The sequence below is a fragment of the Flagellimonas yonaguniensis genome (genome assembly GCF_029193885.1).
Classification (GTDB): domain Bacteria; phylum Bacteroidota; class Bacteroidia; order Flavobacteriales; family Flavobacteriaceae; genus Flagellimonas; species Flagellimonas yonaguniensis.
In genome coordinates this window covers 1-17,468 of sequence record NZ_JARFVB010000009.1, presented here as the reverse complement: position 1 = coordinate 17,468, position 17,468 = coordinate 1, and the positions used below count along the sequence as shown (strand labels likewise).

The window sequence follows — 17,468 nt, the reverse complement described above, 5'->3', positions numbered from 1 at the left end:
TAGAATTACTCAAACTGACTCTAGTCATGGAATAAACAAGATGAATCAAATAATTTTAATCACATAGTAATTCCAAACTGATAGTGATGGAAAACGGTAATAAAAAGTCAAAAAAAAGAGTGTTTTGGATATTTATAATAGTATCCCTAATCATTGGTTTCATCATTTATGGTACAATGAAAGACCAGTTCGGTTTAAAGTTTCTCGTATTTTTCTCCGGCGTACCTTTTTTACTATTTATCACTGGGGCTTTTGGACTTTTGTGGCCAAAGATTAAACCCGAAGGCGATGAAGTATATATAAGTCATGCCTTGATAATTGGTCTGCTGTTTATCGTATTGTTTTTTATCCACGTATGGGTATTATTGCCGCTCTTATGTCCAAGATTTGCAGAGTGTTTGGCCATGTAACTTGTTTTCTGATGATAGATAGAACACCTATCTTGCTTGTTCTTCATTCTAAGCACTAAAGTATTGGAGTATATCTCATTAAGTCTCCTACCAAATCTCCAATGGTCATAATCCAGATTTTCCGTTATTTTGTGGTACAATAAAATCTACCACTATGGAATCACCCAACTGGCAGACCGCCATGGAATTCGAAGATATTACCTATAAAAAATGTAATGGCGTGGCGCGTATTGCCTTTAACCGCCCCGATATACGCAATGCGTTCCGGCCCAAGACCACCAGCGAGCTCTACAAAGCTTTTTATGATGCACAAGAGGATACCTCCATTGGAGTAGTGTTGCTTTCTGGAGAAGGACCTTCGTCCAAGGATGGTAAATGGGCCTTTTGCAGCGGTGGCGACCAAAAGGCTCGTGGACACAAAGGTTACGTAGGCGACGATGGCTACCACCGTTTGAATATTCTGGAAGTACAGCGTTTGATTCGTTTTATGCCCAAAGTGGTCATTGCGGTGGTTCCCGGATGGGCAGTTGGGGGAGGGCATAGCCTTCATGTGGTATGTGATATGACCCTTGCCAGTAAGGAGCACGCTATTTTTAAACAAACCGATGCCGATGTGACCAGTTTTGATGGTGGTTATGGCTCTGCGTATCTCGCCAAAATGGTAGGTCAGAAAAAAGCCCGCGAAATTTTCTTTTTAGGAAGAAACTATTCCGCACAGGAGGCTTATGAAATGGGCATGGTAAACGCCGTTATCCCTCATGATGAATTGGAGGATACTGCCTACCAATGGGCCCAAGAAGTATTGGCCAAGTCACCAACATCCATAAAAATGTTGAAATTCGCCATGAACCTAACCGACGATGGCATGGTAGGGCAACAAGTATTTGCCGGAGAAGCTACTCGTTTGGCCTACATGACGGACGAGGCAAAAGAGGGTAGGAATGCTTTTCTGGAAAAACGTAAGCCCGATTTTGGTAAGGACAAATGGATTCCGTAAAAACAATCTTCAATTAGGTCTTATCATTCTGAAGAGTTGAGATTCTTCGCTGTGCTTAGAATAACATCTATGTTGTCACATCGAGCGCAGTCGAGATGCTACAGGATTAATTCAGGATGGCCCAAAATAGAAAAGAGCCCTGCCGTTATGGTCAAGACTCTTTTACGAGAACACTATATGAAAATGAAAAAATTACTTTCGTTTTTTATTACACTGTAAATGTACCCCGCAACTCCGCATAAGTGAAATTATTGTTGTGAAGTGCCGTTTACTTGTTGTCATCTGAACATTTTCAGTGATTCTGAACTTCATTATTGGCTTGGTAAGGGCATTATAGAGGATAGTTGCTACTGAAGAATTTGGGTTTCTTGAAGAGTTGAGATTCTTCGCTTCGCTCAGAATGACAAGCATTCAAGCCATTTGTGCAAGAAAAATACAATCTAGAATCTCCAATAAAAAATAGGATGTCATTCCGTGCTTGGACGCGGAATCCATTGGAAATGTGACCCTGAAACAAGTTCAGGGTAACGGGTAACATGCTCCACTAGGCTCACAATGACAGGGAAGTTGCTCTGATTTGTCACATCGAGCGCAGTCGAGATGCTACAGGATTAATTCAGGATGGCCCTAAATAGAAAAGAGCCCTGCCGTTATGGTCAAGACTCTTTTACGAGAACACTATATGAAAATGAAAAAATTACTTTCGTTTTTTATTACATGGTAAAACTACCACGAGTGTTCCCGTAAACGAAATTATTGTTGTGAAGTACCTTAATCCTGTGGTTTTTCGGACATTTTAGTATATCTCATCGATTTAAGGTACTGCTTTCACGATGTTTGACAGCACGCCGTTCACATCGAAATACGGTTCCTCGGCCAATCCGGTCCGTACAACGACCAAGTCTTTGGAAGGAATCATAAACACATGTTGTCCTTCAAAACCATTGCACGAAAACATATCTATGGGCACATCGGGGTACTTCCCTTCAGCATTCAACCAAAAATGAGCACCGTAGGTACCATTGGAGTTAACCGTTGGTGTAGTGATGTACTCTATCCAAGAAGCATCAAACAGTTGTTCTCCGTTCCAACTTCCCTTATCCAAATGCAATTGTCCAAACCGGGCCCAATCTCGGGTACTGGCCCATGCGTAAGAGGAACCAACATAATTCCCTGCAATATCGGCTTCCAAAACCATGGAATACATTCCAATTTTATCGATTAAAGCAGCATAAGGGAAATCCAAATACTCTTGATGGCTCCTAAACTGTTGCCGTAATATTCCAGATAGCAGATTGGTGGTGCCAGAGGAATAGTTCCAAATTTCCGTAGGTTTGGCTATGGCTTTTTTATCGCGCTGTGCTTGTGTCATATCACTATCCAAGAACAACATGCGGGTTACATCGGATATACCCGTATAATCTTCATCCCAAGCCAATCCGCTTTGCATACGAAGCAAATGGTTTAAGGTAATGTCTTTTCTTTCATCGTCCTTCCATTCGGGAATGGGAGCCGGCCAATCCATTTCCAGTTTCCCTTGATGTTCCAGAACTCCGTAGCAACTAGCTAAAACACTTTTGGTCATAGACCAGCCCAAGATAGGGGTGTCCTTATCAAAGCCATCAATATATTTTTCGGCAATTAGGTGCCCCTTGTACAAAATAAGAAGAGTCCTTGTTTTTTGGGTCTCGGGTTCGGCAAATGCCATGGCCATGGCTTTGTTTATCTGGTCCATATCCACTTCAGGCAATATGGTATCCATGGGTGCCGCTTGACCGTAAGGATAGGGAATGGTATCTGCAGGTTGATTTCGCTTTGGTCGTATCGTTAATGCTTCGGAATCATAATCATCATTGATCAATACCGCTCCAAGACCATCACGATATATCGCCGTACGCTTCATCAAACCATAAACGGTAGAGGAAGTGGATTCCTCGCTTTCATTGACTTCAGTGGAAGCCATTTCAATCAAGGGAGCGCTATTGTCGTATTGGTTCATGCTTGCAGCAGAACGATCGGCAACAAAAACGCCGGAAGCCACATTTTTGGCGGCATATCCAGAAATAATGTTCAGTTTGGGGTAATTTAGGTAGACGACCACTCCTATGATTACGACAAGGAGTAGCAAAACACGTTTAAGTAGTTTCATGGTTATAGGATGTATTTGTAACTTTCTGCATCTAAATATAAACATTTAACGAATGTCCAACATTGGATTGATCATTGAAGAACGTAGCAGGGATATTGGCGATTTTTTAGTGGGAAGACTGATTCCTTTCCGTAAAAAGCGAATGATCGGCCCCTTTATTTTTATAGATCACATGGGACCCACGCAGTTGGGGCCTGAAAAGTATATGGATGTGGACCAGCATCCGCACATGGGACTATCCACATTGACCTTTATGTTGGAAGGAGAGATTATCCACGAAGATAGTCTTGGTACGCATCAACGCATCAAGCCTGGCTCCGTTAACTGGATGACGGCAGGGAAGGGGGTAACCCACACCGAGCGGACACCAAAGGATATGCGAGATGGCCACACTTTTACGGCCCATGGCTATCAAATTTGGGTCGCATTGCCCAAGGAACTTGAAGATATGGAACCTCAATTCCATCACATTGATAGCGCTGATATTCCCAAATGGACCGATGGCGATACAGAATTTAAACTGGTAGCGGGCGAAGGTTACGGTAAAACATCTCCAGTTCCAGTACATTCCAACCTTTTTATGATCGAAGTAAAAAACAAGGACACTTACACTCTCAATGTGAACGGTAATCTAAAAGGAGAAATCGGCATCTGTATCGTTGAGGGAAGCATCGAAGCTTGCGGAGAAACGGTCGAAGAAGGCAATATCTTGGTTTCCAAAGTAGAGGACACGTGCAACATCAAACTACAACCAAATACCCATTTAATGTTGTTCGGTGGTGGGCCTTTTCCAGAGGAACGTTATATTTATTGGAATTTTGTTTCCTCAAGTAAAGAAAAATTGGAACAGGCAAAAAAAGCTTGGGTAGACAAAACCTTTATGATGATGAATAACGATAACACCTATGTTCCTTTGCCCAGCTAAACCCTTTTCAACCTCGATACCTTAACCAATCCATGCCCAACCCACCAACTATCTTTAACTTCTGTGCTGTTTTTGCACTTCTGCTTTTGATGGGCTCCTGCAAAAAAGAGCACCTTAAACCCAAGGGTGCGCAGCTTTATGACAACTATTGCGCTAGTTGCCATATAGCACCCAAAATTGAAGAATTGCCCAAACATGTCTGGAAAGAATCGGTGCTGCCAGCGATGATGGAGCGTATGGAAGTGGAAGGTTTGAATGATGATAAAAACACAGAAACAACTGGATATAGACCAAAAATCACCTTTGAAGAATTGGTTCAAATTCAAAGCTATATCATATCCAATGCGCCAGATCAGTTGAAAACAATCAATGTACCCCAAGCGGATACTTTAAACCAGTTTATTCCAAAGCCCTATGTTGTAGATACGCTAAATGAGGGTATGATTACCTATCTGGAATTTATGGATGAAAGTAATAAAGTTTTTTACGGTGATTTAATTGGAACCCTAGGCTTTTTCAATTTTGATCAAAAATCATCAAAACAAATTTACCAGGGCAAAACACCCGTAACCTGGTACAACAAAAAAGATTCCGTGGAGATGATCACTGAAATTGGAATCATACGACCATCGGAACTGGAAGAGGGAAAACTGATGCTAAAAATGGGCGAAGACACCCTTTCCATACAGAACAACCTGCACAGGCCGGTCCATACGCTCATGGATGATTTAAATGATGATGGGAAAAATGAATTCGTTGTGAGCGAGTTTGGCAATCAATCGGGGAGGTTGTCCCTTTTGTATGAAAATGAATCCGGAGGTTACAGTAAAAAAGTGTTGTTGAATCTGCCCGGGGCCATCAAAACGGTGGTAAGGGATATGAACAATGACGGCAAAAAGGATATTGTCTCCCTTATGACCCAGAGCAATGAGAGTATCACTGTTTTTTACCAAACAGATAACCTCGTCTTTGAAGCAGAGAACATACTTCAATTCAGTCCCGTTTTCGGAACAAGTTGGTTCGAATTAATGGATTACAATGGAGACGGTCTGGAAGATATCATTACGGTACATGGCGATAATGCGGATATATCGTATGTGCACAAACCCTATCATGGAATGCGAATTTACCTGAACAATGGAGACAACACTTATTCGGAAGCCTTCTTTTACCCCATGTACGGAGCCACTCGGGTACTGTCCCGTGATTTTGATCAAGATGGGGACTTGGATTTTGCCCTGATAAGTACGTTTCCCAATTATCAGGAATTTCCCGAACATTCATTTGTCTATTTGGAAAACAAGGATGCCGTCAATTTTGAATTTACCACCAGCATATTGGAAGACCCTTCCTTGGCTCGCTGGTTTCTCATGGATGCTTCGGATATCGATAATGATGGCGATGAAGATATAGTTCTGAGCTCCTTAACTTTAGGGTTCACTCCAGTTCCAAAAGAAATAGCGGACCGTTGGAAGAACAATAATGTGGATATTATGCTTTTGGAAAATTTACTGTATTGAAAAAGTTGATTCTCATAGCGTCCATAATTTTGATAGGGTGTACTCAGAAGGAGAAACAGCAACCCGTGGAACCACCTTCAAAACATATATGGTATGGGCATGAGGTCACAGTGTCAGCATACAATTCCGTTTTTTGGCAAACGGATAGCATCAACCCATCCGTAGCGGCTTGGGGAGATACCTTAAAACCTGGAATGAAGACCATAGCCGTTTCAAGGGACCTTATTGAAAAAGGGCTTACCCACAATACCATGGTAAAAATAGATACCTTTCCCGATACATTTTATGTAAAGGATAAAATGCATTATCGATGGCGGAACCGAATTGACATCTATATGGGAAAGGACGTAAAAAAAGCACGGGAATGGGGCAGGAAAAAACTGATTATCTGCTACGCCGTTCCCATTAACCCAATACATACAACAAATGAAGAAAACTAGCTTAATTCTTTGGGCCTTGGCCTTGGGAGCTTGCTCCACCCAAAAGGAAATTGTGGACATCCCTATTATTTTTGATGAACAACGGATTGAACTGACCAAGGAATACTTGCTGAACAGGTATGAACTGGACCAAGACACTCCAGAAATAACCCCAAAAATGGTGGTATTACACTGGACAGCAATTCCATCCCTTAAAAAATCCTTTGAAGCATTCAACAGGCCCACCTTGCCCAACTGGCGACCTGATTTAGTGAATGTGAGCGGTTTGAACGTGTCATCACATTTTTTGGTGGATCAAGATGGTACCATTTACCGATTGATGCCTGAAACTACCATGGCACGCCATACGATTGGTTTAAATCATTGCGCCATTGGGATAGAGAACGTTGGTGGTACAGAAGGAATGCCCTTGACTAAACAACAGCTCAAATCCAACATCTATCTAGTCAATTATTTGGCATCAAAATATGATATTGACTATGTGATAGGACATCAAGAATACACCTTGTTCGAAGGACATCCGCTTTGGTTGGAAGTGGATGATGGTTATCGAACCAAAAAGACAGACCCAGGAATGGATTTCGTGGAAAAAGTGAGAAAAGCCACTAAAAAATTTAACTTTAAATCTGTTCCAACAAAAGACCAATGATCAAAAAACTATTCACTTTAACCATCATCGTGCTTGTGTGCAACGTACAAGCACAGGACGAACTTACTTCCAAATTACACAAAACCTATGATGACTACAAGGAGTCAAGCATAGGGAAGCGTAGAATAAAACACGCTGATATCCAGCCTTTGATTGAAAAATTCAAGGCTAACCCAAAATTTGAGGTACAAAAAGTAGGGGAGTCCATTCAAGGACGAGACTTACATCTCATCAGTATTGGTTCCGGTGACAGTAATATATTTCTCTGGTCTCAAATGCACGGGAACGAACCCACGGCCACCCAAGCCATTTTCGACATTCTCAATTTTTTGGATGCTCCGGAGTTCAAAGAGGAGAAAGAAGCGATTCTCTCCAAATTGAAACTTCACTTTTTGCCCATGCTCAATCCCGATGGGGCAGAAGTGTTCACTCGTCGAAATGCTTTGGGAGTGGATATCAATCGGGATGCGCTGCGCTTGCAATCCCCAGAAAGCCAAACATTAAAGCGATTACGTGACAGCCTCGATGCGGATTTTGGTTTCAACCTTCATGATCAAAGTAAGTACTACAACGCAGAACGCACCGAAAAACCAGCGACCATTTCGTATTTGGCAACTGCTTTCAACTACGAAAAAGACATAAACGAAGTGCGTTCCAATGCCATGAAGGTCATAGTGTACATGAACAAAATCATTCAAAACTACGCTCCAGGTCAAGTTGGTCGGTATAGCGATGATTTTGAACCCCGTGCCTTTGGGGATAATATTGCCAAATGGGGCACCAGCTTGATTTTGATTGAATCAGGTGGATATCCCAGTGACCCTGAAAAGCAGGAAATCCGAAAGCTGAACTACGTATCGATTCTTTCCGCCCTGTACACCATAGCCAATGAATCTTACAAAAGCATCCCTATCGAGGATTATGAAAAAATACCCCGTAACGACCGCATGTTGTTCGATTTGAAAATAGAGAATCTGACCTACGAACTTTTGGGCGATACGTATATCCTTGATCTCGGTATTTTCAACAACGAGATCGATTTGGAAGGGCATAATCAGTTTTATTACAGAAGTTCGGTTGCCGACCAAGGGGATTTATCGACTTACTATGCCTACAAAACCTTTGATGCCAAGGGATATACCGTGGTTCCACCAAAGATGGCCAAGATAGCTCAGGTACAAAACCCAATGGATGTATTGAAAGATGGTGTGGCCTACGTTGAAACAGAACAAGCTGAAGAGAACGCCTTTGTTGATTTCCCCCTGATATTGGTCAACGAAAAATTTGAATTGAATGAGTTGAGACTTCGGCCCGGTATCAATCCCACTTTCTTTTTAAAGAAAGATGGAGAATTGACGCATGCCTTGATCAATGGTTTTTTGATTGACCTCGCTAAACCTTTGGATGAGCAGTATACGGGTAATGGATTGGTCAATGGTAACTAAATCATTATAAAAAATAAATAACCTTTTAGCACATAAAAATGAGAAAACAAATTTTAGTAGCATTATGCCTATTGGCTGCACAATTGACATTCGCACAAGAATCCATCACACTTTTCAATGGTAAGAACTTGGATGGTTGGGTCAATCACGGAGAGGAAAAATGGTTTGTTGAAGATGGCGAGCTCATCTGTGAGAGCGGTCCAAAAGGGGAGTATGGCTATTTGTCCACGGATAAATTCTATAAGGATTTTGAGTTGACCTTGGAATTCAAACAAGAGGCTGATGGTAACAGTGGCGTGTTTATCCGCTCTACTTTTGAGGGAACCAAAGTAAGTGGTTGGCAAGTGGAAGTAGCACCTCCTGGTAAAGATACCGGTGGAATTTATGAATCTTATGGCCGTGGTTGGTTGATAAAACCAGACCCTGAAAAGGACAAAGCCCTGAAAATGGGGGAGTGGAACACCATGAAAATCCGTGTGGAAGGCCCCAAAGTCACATCATGGCTGAATGGTGTACAAATGGTTCATTTGGAAGATGAAAAAATAGGGGAAGGCGAAGGAGCCATTGCATTACAAATACATGATGGTGGTGGTATTCGGGTCAAGTGGAGAAACATCGAACTTGTTCCCTTGGATTAAGGGTTAAACTATTTTTTTAGCTGTCATTACGATGGAGGGCAAGCGACGAGGAATCTCATAATTTTGAATTTGCTCGGAGATTTCTCTCTAAGTTCGAAATGACACAATGCTCCTAAGAACCCAAGTAGTTTTATCGAGGTTAACCTTAAACACTATAAAAAAAGAGGCTGTTTGACTGTCGTCATTCCGAACTCGTTTCGGAATCTCATCATATTGCGTTACAAAGTGCCATGAGAACCTGAAACAAGTTGAGGTTGACGTACGCGAAACGATTTCAAACAGCCTCTTCCTTAATTTTCAAACTCCTACTTCTTCAAAGGAGTTACTTCAAAACTTCTGTATTCGATAGGGCCATGGTCTCCCTGAATCATAAATGGACCCGGTTCACCTTCGTTACTGTCCAAAGCTCCCCCTGTAATGCCAGGGATCGTAGCATCGGAAATCACGGTTTTTCCGTTAAGGGTTACAGTGACCCTTCGTCCAATCAAAGTAATATCATAGGTCTGCCACTCGCCAGCAGGTTTGGATGCATTTTCATTGGGCTCCAAAAAACCATATACACCACCTAAGTAAATATCAGCAGGTTCGTAGCCTTCGCTATCCACAATCTGAACTTCGTAGCGTCCACGAAGATAGATTCCGCTATTGCTTCCTTCTGGGTAACGGAATTCCACATGCAGTTTGAAATCTTGGAATTTTTCGTCCGTAATCAGGTTGGAGCCAGACTCTGGACTGGTCAAAACACCATCTTTTATCACCCATTGGTTCTTTTCGCCGTCCACATGCCATCCAGAAAGGTCTTTACCATTGAACACATCAATGGTTTTCCCCCATTTTGGGTTTTCTGTATACGCTAATTCCGGTGCTTTTACGCCCGTCCAATGAATGATGGAACCATCGGTATAGATCAGCGTTCCCTTTAATTGCCCATCTTCCAGTTCGCCATGAAAAATCATATCGCTTCCCTTGGGCTCCCATTGGTTGGGAATACTAAAGGTAAACTTGTTGTCTCCGTAGGTTTCCACTTCGGCAATGGGTCTAGCGCTACCAAAAGCGAACACAAAACGGCCCAATAGGGTAGCGGTTCCCGAATGCCTGATTTCCAACCAGGAAGGGGAGGTCTTCCCCATAAAATCCATTTCCAAATCCCATCTGCCCTCTAACGGACTGATGTGTTGGGCATAAATACTGCTGGTAAAACCTAAAAGTAAGGTGCAGATAAAAGTGTAAATCGTTTTTCTTTGGGTAATCATATGTATGTTTAGTTTTATTGCCGAACAAGATACGATTAATCCAAAAATAAGTCAGGCTGATAAAAAGCCCTATCTACTCACAGCCGCCCGTAAATCCGTTGGCACTGAAACTGGTCTGTACAGCTCCTTGTAAACCATTATGATTCAATTCGATGACGAGGTTGCTCTCGCCACTGCCATCACGTTTTGGGGTACAATACTCAAACAGATAGTAGCTTCCTGCTTGCTCTTCCACTCGTTGTGAGATATCGTTGAAGGTATTTTCCAACTCTTCGGAATTACTGGCGAAAACACTGGCGGTTTTACCGATTTCCGTCAAGACTTCGGTATCGATTTCAGCACCAAGCCCAATGGTAAAGAACGAGATGTTCCTATCGGCTTCCTCTACAGCACGTAGGGCATCGGATTCCCTGTAACGGGATGCTTGGTCGGTACCATCGGTAAATAATACAATGGATGCAGCATTGATGACTTCAGGATTTTCAGTGAGCAAATCCTCTGCGATATTGGTCGATTTGATCACGGCACCGTACAAATCGGTAGACGGGTCGTTGCTGATATCCGCTGTGATACCATCCACGGAGGACGTCAATTCAGCCACTGATGATGTCAACGGATTCAATAAATGGAGTTCATCCTCGCCATCAAACCAATAAATGGCCATTCTGAAGGATTCCGTCGGTTCTTCGGGCATCACATTATTGATGAAACTCGTAGTCGCTACCTTTAATTCATCCAAACTGCTTTGCAAGACGCTATTGCTCAAATCCAACACCAATAAGGTGTTGTTGTTGAACACTTGTGAGTTGGGGGAAATCCTTGCAAAGGATTCGGAAGAGGAAATAGGTTCAAAACAATCATCGTTTCTACCTTGTTCATAGATGGAGAATTGATCTGCGGACAAACCTGAAATGGGGTTGCCCATAAGGTCCGATACCCTAAAAAGTACAGAAACCTTTCCGGGTTGGGTCGTATATTCATCCTGAATGGACAGTAGCAATTCGTTTTCGTCAAAACCCAAGCAATCATCCGGCTCTTCGCCAAGGCCAAGTTCACTGTCGTTTATGTCAAAACTGACATCATCATCCGCATTTCCGCAGGAAAACAAAATAAGGCTAAATGATAGTAGGAATGTAAACTGGAGTATGTGTTTCATTTTCATATAGTGTTAAGGTCTTGCATCCACAACGAAGAATTCGTTTGAAAAGTATGGAAGAACCCAAGAATTGAATTAAAGAAAAGTTAAAAGAAATCTGTGTTTGTTAAAATGATAGTGTTCCAAGCAAAATTTAATATTTTCACTGCCCATAAAACCTACCAACCTATCTAACCAAAATTCAAAACAAACAATAAACGCTAATAGGTTGATACTATGACTATACTTTTGTTCGGAGCTACCAAAGATATTATTGGAACCCCCACTTTATCTGTCCCAACAGCTAGCTTAACAGGAAAAAAAATACCCAATACCGTAGGAGAACTCAAAAAGTTCCTTGAGCATACCTATCCGGAACTCAAAAAAATATCACAAGTGACCGTTGCTGTGAACCAGAATTATGCTTCGGACAATGAAAAAATCAATTCATATGATGAGATTGCCCTGATTCCGCCGCCAAGATTTTGATGCTGGCCTTAAAGTTTTGTTTTTGGGGATAGCCTTTTGTCGTGGTCCAAATCCAGTGGTTCCAGATCTTGGAAGGTTCCGCACGAAATCTGTCTTTTAAGAAGTGATGACAATTTTTTTCTTTTGGTACGTGAGGCTATTTCCTCATTTAAGAAATTCATGGTAATGTGTTTTTCCTAAAACGAAATTAGCATTATTTTATTTTGACAATCAGAAGATTAACCCTTTTTAACGTGGATTTGTGCCTCAATATGTTCCAAAATGGACATCCAATGCATCCGTAGGATCAATGCGGCCGTGGGCACATTGTCTTCTTGAACCGCCTCGACCACAGAACGGGTCTGTGCGCTCAGTTTTTTGAAGAATTCGAAATCCCGGATAAAATCGTATTCGTAAAAGTGCAACCTGAGCTTGAGGTCCTTCAGGATTTGCAACAGTATCTTGTTAGTGCAATGCCGAACCAAATGGTTGTGAAAGTTAAACCGAAGGGTAAGCCCCTCTTGAATGCTTCCTGCTTCTTCCATTTGTGATTGCAGTGAGTCCAAAGTATCCATGGCATGGGAATCAAATTGAGAATTCTCCAAGGCCATCACTTCCAATTGGGCCACGATTTCGATAAGGTTCTTGACCTCGGTTTTGGACAGCTTGGCCACGATAAAACCCCGATTGGGTATGGCCTGTAACACTTGTGCTTGCTCCAATTGACTCAGGGCTTCGCGAATAGGGGTAACGCTTACGCCAGTATCCCGTGATAGGGCCGCCAGGTTGATGGGTTTTCCTATTTGCAATCCCCCTTTTTGTATTTGCAACAATAAATGCGCCCTGATTTGATCCCTTAAAATTGATAGCTTGGCCATGGTGTCGTTATGCTTCAAAAGTGTCTGAATCGAAGAGGATCGGGCAAATGTTATCGTTTTTCATAAATGTATGCTTCCACGCCCGGTAATGCTTCATCCTCACTCCATATAATTCTATTGCCCATTAGCTGTAAGATACCCAAAACATCGCTGCCTTGGAAAGCCACTTCAGAACCATTACTGGCCCAAACTCCTGTGGCCAAATAGGTACCATAACAATCTGTATTGTATTGGCCATTGGCATTGGCAACTATTTTGAAACTGGTCTGTTCAAATTGGTAAGAGGTATCCTCCCTCAAAACGATAGCGCCCGAAATGCAATCCGCTTCATCCAATAAATTGGATGATCGTGTACCATTACCATCAATGTCCACACCCTCACTCAGTCTGATTTCCACCAAATCCCATGTTCCGACAAGTTCGGCGCTGGAAAAACCAGGATCTCCATTATCGCCTTCACTGCACGACTGTATCATTAAAAAAGACAAGGTCGATAGCATAAGTAACTTACTGTTTTTCATGGGACTATAATTTACTAATTGATGAAAATAACATAATTTCAAGAATAATAATTCAATCTTTGGTGCTTTTCATCGATCTAACCGTCTCAAATACACTAATCAAGGTCTCATTACGTTCTTCAACACAAATGCATAACCAAATAATTATGAAGTACCTTACCCAAAGAATCTTATCGATTACGTTTATTGCCACTGCTCTGATTGGCTTTCAATCCTGTAGTGAAGATGCCATGCCCGGGGATGATGAAACCATCACTTCTGCGGAATTGAAGACCATTTTAACAACAGAAGATATCGCAGGGGCTGCCGATACCGCTTTGGCCGATCTTTTTGCCGGAAATACCGCTAAATCGGCTGTTGCCAAAGACGGGGAATGCTACGCTGCCGAATATACCGAAACCGGATTCGTGGCAACCTTCAATAATTGTGTGCTCAACGGAACGGAAAATGTGAACGGAACGGTAACCGTAACCTACGAAGTAGGGGAAGAGGCTTCTTCCTTTACAGCTTCCTACCAAGATTTTTACGTGGGCAACATTAAAATAAATGGTACTAGAACATTTGAAATTTCAGCGAACAGCGGGCAAAATTCCGTGTCATTTACCGTGGTCAGTGATATGTCCGTGGAAATGGAAGATGGTGCTGTAATTTCCGAAAACGGGACCAAAACCTTTGGAATTACCTTTGGTGATACCTTGGAGAGCACGGTGTTCTCCCTATCCGGTACGTGGACCGTGGTCGCTGATGGAAACACCTATGCCGTGGAGACAGTGGAGGATCTTGAAGGAAATGCTTCTTGCCAATACCTGACAACAGGCACCATGACCCTGTCCAAAAACGGATTGGCCGTTACAGTTGACTTCGGAAACGGGGATTGTGACGATGTGGCCACGATTATTTATCCCAATGGCGCTACAGAGGAGATTTCGCTGTAGCCGCTTAAAAAATATAGATCAAAAAGAGCACTGGTTCATTCCGGTGCTCTTTTTTTTGGTATGATTCCACATTAGTTTGGTTATATTTAAAGAAACAATCAGTTTATGGTAAAGCAATTGGTGGCAGCCCAAAATGACTTTTTTGCCACGCAGAAAACCAAGGATATTGGTTATAGAAAACAGCACCTTAAAAAACTGCAACAAGAGATTCTGGATCAAGAAGATGCCATCTGTGATGCCCTTTATGCCGATTTCAAAAAGCCACGGTTCGAAAGCTTGGCCACAGAGACCCAATTGGTTTTGGCCGAACTCAAGCATGCCATTAAAAATGTAAAAAACTGGAGTGAGCCCAATGGAGTAGGGAGCTCCTTGTCCAATTTCCCGTCCAAGGATTGGATTCAGCCTGAACCTTATGGCAAAATCCTCATTATATCTCCTTGGAATTACCCATTCATGTTGGCCATGACACCTTTGGTGGGAGCCATTACCGCTGGCAATACAGCGATGATCAAGCCTTCCGAATTCAGTTCGCATACTTCTAAGATCATGGCTCAAATCATCCGAAAAGTGTTCCCGCCCGAATATGTGACCGTGGTGGAGGGTGGAGTAGAGGCCTCGACCCAACTTTTGGAAGAGAAGTGGGAGTACATCTTTTTTACGGGCAGTACCCGAGTGGGTAAAATCGTGTATGAAAAAGCTGCGAAGCATCTAACGCCCGTCACTTTGGAACTGAGCGGCAAGAACCCCTGCATTGTGGACGAAACAGCTTCTTTATCACTGGCCGCCAAGCGTATTGCATGGGGTAAATTCATCAATGCGGGGCAAACCTGTATCGCACCGGACTATATCTTGGTGCACAAGAGTGTCAAGGACCGTTTGGTAAATCGTCTCCAACAAAGCATTACGGGGTTTTATGGTCAAACAATGGAAGATTCCAAAGATTTTGCCCGAATTGCCACTAGCAAACATTATCAAGAACTTAAAGGGATGCTTGAAGGGCAAACACTGTTGTTTGGTGGTTCTTTTACCGATGATGACCAATATATCGCCCCCACTTTAGTGGATGAACCCGCATTGGACAGCCCCATTATGGAAGGGGAGATATTCGGTCCCATTCTTCCTATCATCTCCTACGAAGAGGAAAGTGAATTGCATGATTATATCGCCAAGTACCCAAACCCATTGGCTTTTTATGTGTTCTCCAATGATAAAAAGTTTCAAAAACGTCTGATGAGCCAGTACTCCTTCGGTGGAGGCACCATTAACGATGTAGTGGTGCATATCAGTAATACGAATTTGCCGTTTGGCGGAGTGGGGCAATCGGGAATAGGGGGATACCATGGTAAATTTACCTTTGACCTGTTCTCGCACCATAAATCCATAACCAAAAGAGGGACTTGGCTCGATGTACCTTTACGATATGCACCTTACAACATTTCATTGAAATGGGTAAAGAAAATCAAGCATTTATTCTGATTCATTAAGAATTCATCAAAACAGGACACTTCAATTTAATAATATCATATTTCTTTTCATAATCAAAAGTTAAACCTTTGAACCCTAAGGGTTTTGATGTTATTTTTAAGAGAAATCATCAAAAAAAACCACGTCTATGGAAGGAAGTCAAAAAAAATACCGAATCTCAGTGTTGTTGGACATGTCCAATAGTTCGCCGTTTGTATTGACCAGTGCAGTGGAGTTGGCAAAAAAGATTGATGGGACCATAGAGGTCTTTCATGTAAAACCGACTTCCCATATCATTAAAGGAGACAGTCAATTGTCCGCCATTCGTAGCTTGAACCAAGATGATAGATCTACACGGGCCAAGTTGAAAGAACTTATTTCCCAAGTTGGGGAAAACGAAAATCCACCTATTAGCTATAAACTGGAATATGGCAATGTAAAACACAGGGTAAGAGACTATTTGGCGCTTCAAAAACCAGATATTCTTGTTTTGGGCAAACGTAGGCCCAGATTAGGGATGTTTTTTGAAAGCATTACCGATTTTGTCATCAACCAGACGAACAACACCAATGTACTGATTTTGGGCCAAGATGATAAATTCCATTCGTTCGAGGATATCAATCTTGGGATTTTCGGTTCTGAGTTTGAAGACAATGACCTAGAGGTCATCAAGGATTTGAAACGTGACAGTGAAAAACCGGTACGTCATTTTGGTATTGCCAGTGAATCGGAATCCAAAGATAGTTCGTATCCTTGGCACAAAACGGTTTCGTACAAATTCAGTAAAGGTGCCAATGCGCTGGATGGTCTGGTCAATTATGTTTCGCGAACCAATACACAATTGCTGTGCGTTCCCAAAAAAGGGAAAAGCCTTAGGTTTGGATCAAGCCCTATAAAATCCGTTATCAAAAAATCCAAGGTGCCTTTAATGGTTTTGGCCAAATAAGAGATTAGGGGAGTATTTTTTGTACTTCTTGAATATTCTATTTTACATAATGTAAATTATAGTACAAATGTTATTGTATAGCAAATTGCGTATAGCTTTGCTATTTGATATAAAATCAGTTCTGATGCTTCAGCGTCATAACGACAACGATTTTATGTCAAAACAATTTGCTTTAAACATTCGTTGTTTTATTTCCACCGCACCATCTCGCCACCAAATAAAATCATCCACTGGATAATTTTACCTGTCACGTGTAAGCTATAATTTTCCATTATGTAAAATATCCCTCGTGTGAACGTCATAGATTGAAATTTACAACGGGGTCATGAATATTTTCCAAATCGGTCAGCTACGCTGCATCTTTGCATTTGTATCTATAATCAGTCGCTATGTAAAATAGCCGCTCGGCCAACAGCACATTGCTTTCATAAAAAGTAAATGCCCAAGCATTTATTTTTATACGCAATTCTCAGCCACTTGGCCAGCGCCATTAAAAGCTTAGCTTTTGGTTTTTGTTGAAACCTTTGGTTTAATTGAAAATCTGGAAAAGAAAAATTTCAGGAAAATCGGGTCTGTAAATTAAACTCTGTCCGATCCATCAATCCCTCTGGGGCTAGCCCCAGAGGGATTGGGATTTAATTCCAAGGGAATCCTCTCCCCAAATTTAATATAAAGTTGCTGGACCACCAGGCTCC

The 17,468-nt window shown here is 42.0% G+C and carries 18 protein-coding genes; 12 read left to right on the top strand and 6 right to left on the bottom strand.

What is annotated here, in order from left to right:
• The first annotated feature begins 86 nt into the window (after positions 1-86).
• The gene (locus PY092_RS13580; protein WP_275616345.1) at positions 87-410 is read left to right on the top strand and encodes a hypothetical protein; all 324 of its coding nucleotides are present in this window, start codon (positions 87-89) and stop codon (positions 408-410) included.
• A 154-nt stretch (positions 411-564) separates the two neighbouring features.
• Positions 565-1,407, top strand: coding sequence for a 1,4-dihydroxy-2-naphthoyl-CoA synthase (locus PY092_RS13575; RefSeq protein ID WP_108246048.1), 843 nt, complete (start codon positions 565-567; stop codon positions 1,405-1,407).
• 814 nt (positions 1,408-2,221) lie between these two features.
• Here PY092_RS13575 and PY092_RS13570 read toward each other — a convergent pair.
• Positions 2,222-3,556: a serine hydrolase domain-containing protein gene (locus tag PY092_RS13570; protein WP_275616344.1), complete on the bottom strand. Its 1,335-nt coding sequence runs from the start codon at positions 3,554-3,556 to the stop codon at positions 2,222-2,224.
• Between the two features lie 52 nt (positions 3,557-3,608).
• On the opposite strand from PY092_RS13570, the gene PY092_RS13565 reads away from it, so the two are divergent.
• Genes PY092_RS13565 through PY092_RS13540 form a run of 6 tightly spaced genes read left to right on the top strand, consistent with a single transcriptional unit; the run spans position 3,609 to position 9,173 of the window.
• Complete coding sequence (locus tag PY092_RS13565) at positions 3,609-4,481, top strand: pirin family protein (protein WP_275616343.1); 873 nt, start codon at positions 3,609-3,611, stop codon at positions 4,479-4,481.
• 32 nt (positions 4,482-4,513) lie between these two features.
• Positions 4,514-6,001 (top strand): FG-GAP repeat domain-containing protein, encoded by a 1,488-nt coding sequence (locus PY092_RS13560; RefSeq protein ID WP_275616342.1) that lies wholly within the window; start codon positions 4,514-4,516, stop codon positions 5,999-6,001.
• Between the two features lie 5 nt (positions 6,002-6,006).
• The gene (locus tag PY092_RS13555) at positions 6,007-6,441 is read left to right on the top strand and encodes a 3D domain-containing protein (protein WP_417958168.1); all 435 of its coding nucleotides are present in this window, start codon (positions 6,007-6,009) and stop codon (positions 6,439-6,441) included.
• Complete coding sequence (locus PY092_RS13550; protein WP_275616341.1) at positions 6,428-7,090, top strand: peptidoglycan recognition protein family protein; 663 nt, start codon at positions 6,428-6,430, stop codon at positions 7,088-7,090. The genes PY092_RS13555 and PY092_RS13550 overlap by 14 nt, the downstream gene beginning before the upstream one ends.
• Positions 7,087-8,535 (top strand): M14 family zinc carboxypeptidase, encoded by a 1,449-nt coding sequence (locus PY092_RS13545; RefSeq protein WP_275616340.1) that lies wholly within the window; start codon positions 7,087-7,089, stop codon positions 8,533-8,535. Before PY092_RS13550 ends, PY092_RS13545 begins: the two co-directional genes overlap by 4 nt.
• 38 nt (positions 8,536-8,573) lie before the next feature.
• Positions 8,574-9,173, top strand: coding sequence for a 3-keto-disaccharide hydrolase (locus PY092_RS13540; RefSeq protein ID WP_275616339.1), 600 nt, complete (start codon positions 8,574-8,576; stop codon positions 9,171-9,173).
• A gap of 305 nt (positions 9,174-9,478) precedes the next feature.
• Here the strand turns inward: PY092_RS13540 and PY092_RS13535 are convergent, their stop codons facing one another.
• Together PY092_RS13535 and PY092_RS13530 are read right to left on the bottom strand one after the other, a co-directional pair.
• Positions 9,479-10,426, bottom strand: coding sequence for a 3-keto-disaccharide hydrolase (locus tag PY092_RS13535; RefSeq protein WP_275616338.1), 948 nt, complete (start codon positions 10,424-10,426; stop codon positions 9,479-9,481).
• 73 nt (positions 10,427-10,499) lie between these two features.
• The gene (locus tag PY092_RS13530) at positions 10,500-11,582 is read right to left on the bottom strand and encodes a vWA domain-containing protein (protein ID WP_275616337.1); all 1,083 of its coding nucleotides are present in this window, start codon (positions 11,580-11,582) and stop codon (positions 10,500-10,502) included.
• Positions 11,583-11,798: 216 nt separating this feature from the next.
• On the opposite strand from PY092_RS13530, the gene PY092_RS13525 reads away from it, so the two are divergent.
• Entirely contained in the window at positions 11,799-12,050 is a 252-nt protein-coding gene (locus PY092_RS13525) for a MoaD/ThiS family protein (RefSeq protein WP_275616336.1), read from the top strand.
• 8 nt (positions 12,051-12,058) lie between these two features.
• Here PY092_RS13525 and PY092_RS13520 read toward each other — a convergent pair whose 3' ends face one another.
• The 3 genes from PY092_RS13520 to PY092_RS13510 are packed head-to-tail and all read right to left on the bottom strand — an operon-like array spanning position 12,059 to position 13,428.
• Positions 12,059-12,211: a hypothetical protein gene (locus tag PY092_RS13520; protein WP_275616335.1), complete on the bottom strand. Its 153-nt coding sequence runs from the start codon at positions 12,209-12,211 to the stop codon at positions 12,059-12,061.
• A gap of 57 nt (positions 12,212-12,268) precedes the next feature.
• Complete coding sequence (locus PY092_RS13515) at positions 12,269-12,907, bottom strand: GntR family transcriptional regulator (protein WP_275616334.1); 639 nt, start codon at positions 12,905-12,907, stop codon at positions 12,269-12,271.
• A 50-nt stretch (positions 12,908-12,957) separates the two neighbouring features.
• Positions 12,958-13,428: a hypothetical protein gene (locus PY092_RS13510; protein ID WP_275616333.1), complete on the bottom strand. Its 471-nt coding sequence runs from the start codon at positions 13,426-13,428 to the stop codon at positions 12,958-12,960.
• Between the two features lie 146 nt (positions 13,429-13,574).
• Between PY092_RS13510 and PY092_RS13505 the strand changes: the two genes are divergently transcribed.
• From PY092_RS13505 to PY092_RS13495, 3 genes are all read left to right on the top strand, one after another.
• The gene (locus tag PY092_RS13505) at positions 13,575-14,363 is read left to right on the top strand and encodes a hypothetical protein (protein WP_275616332.1); all 789 of its coding nucleotides are present in this window, start codon (positions 13,575-13,577) and stop codon (positions 14,361-14,363) included.
• A 105-nt stretch (positions 14,364-14,468) separates the two neighbouring features.
• Complete coding sequence (locus tag PY092_RS13500; protein ID WP_275616331.1) at positions 14,469-15,839, top strand: aldehyde dehydrogenase; 1,371 nt, start codon at positions 14,469-14,471, stop codon at positions 15,837-15,839.
• A gap of 136 nt (positions 15,840-15,975) precedes the next feature.
• Entirely contained in the window at positions 15,976-16,773 is a 798-nt protein-coding gene (locus PY092_RS13495; protein WP_275616330.1) for a universal stress protein, read from the top strand.
• Positions 16,774-17,468 lie beyond the last annotated feature (695 nt).

What these genes read in the sequence shown, in the direction of transcription:
- PY092_RS13580 (WP_275616345.1), top strand. Translation starts at nt 87, where the DNA reads ATGGAAAACGGTAATAAAAAGTCAAAAAAAAGAGTGTTTTGGATATTT.
- PY092_RS13575 (WP_108246048.1), top strand. Translation starts at nt 565, where the DNA reads ATGGAATCACCCAACTGGCAGACCGCCATGGAATTCGAAGATATTACC.
- PY092_RS13570 (WP_275616344.1), bottom strand. Translation starts at nt 3,556, where the DNA reads ATGAAACTACTTAAACGTGTTTTGCTACTCCTTGTCGTAATCATAGGA.
- PY092_RS13565 (WP_275616343.1), top strand. Translation starts at nt 3,609, where the DNA reads ATGTCCAACATTGGATTGATCATTGAAGAACGTAGCAGGGATATTGGC.
- PY092_RS13560 (WP_275616342.1), top strand. Translation starts at nt 4,514, where the DNA reads ATGCCCAACCCACCAACTATCTTTAACTTCTGTGCTGTTTTTGCACTT.
- PY092_RS13550 (WP_275616341.1), top strand. Translation starts at nt 6,428, where the DNA reads ATGAAGAAAACTAGCTTAATTCTTTGGGCCTTGGCCTTGGGAGCTTGC.
- PY092_RS13545 (WP_275616340.1), top strand. Translation starts at nt 7,087, where the DNA reads ATGATCAAAAAACTATTCACTTTAACCATCATCGTGCTTGTGTGCAAC.
- PY092_RS13540 (WP_275616339.1), top strand. Translation starts at nt 8,574, where the DNA reads ATGAGAAAACAAATTTTAGTAGCATTATGCCTATTGGCTGCACAATTG.
- PY092_RS13535 (WP_275616338.1), bottom strand. Translation starts at nt 10,426, where the DNA reads ATGATTACCCAAAGAAAAACGATTTACACTTTTATCTGCACCTTACTT.
- PY092_RS13530 (WP_275616337.1), bottom strand. Translation starts at nt 11,582, where the DNA reads ATGAAACACATACTCCAGTTTACATTCCTACTATCATTTAGCCTTATT.
- PY092_RS13525 (WP_275616336.1), top strand. Translation starts at nt 11,799, where the DNA reads ATGACTATACTTTTGTTCGGAGCTACCAAAGATATTATTGGAACCCCC.
- PY092_RS13520 (WP_275616335.1), bottom strand. Translation starts at nt 12,211, where the DNA reads ATGAATTTCTTAAATGAGGAAATAGCCTCACGTACCAAAAGAAAAAAA.
- PY092_RS13515 (WP_275616334.1), bottom strand. Translation starts at nt 12,907, where the DNA reads ATGGCCAAGCTATCAATTTTAAGGGATCAAATCAGGGCGCATTTATTG.
- PY092_RS13510 (WP_275616333.1), bottom strand. Translation starts at nt 13,428, where the DNA reads ATGAAAAACAGTAAGTTACTTATGCTATCGACCTTGTCTTTTTTAATG.
- PY092_RS13505 (WP_275616332.1), top strand. Translation starts at nt 13,575, where the DNA reads ATGAAGTACCTTACCCAAAGAATCTTATCGATTACGTTTATTGCCACT.
- PY092_RS13500 (WP_275616331.1), top strand. Translation starts at nt 14,469, where the DNA reads ATGGTAAAGCAATTGGTGGCAGCCCAAAATGACTTTTTTGCCACGCAG.
- PY092_RS13495 (WP_275616330.1), top strand. Translation starts at nt 15,976, where the DNA reads ATGGAAGGAAGTCAAAAAAAATACCGAATCTCAGTGTTGTTGGACATG.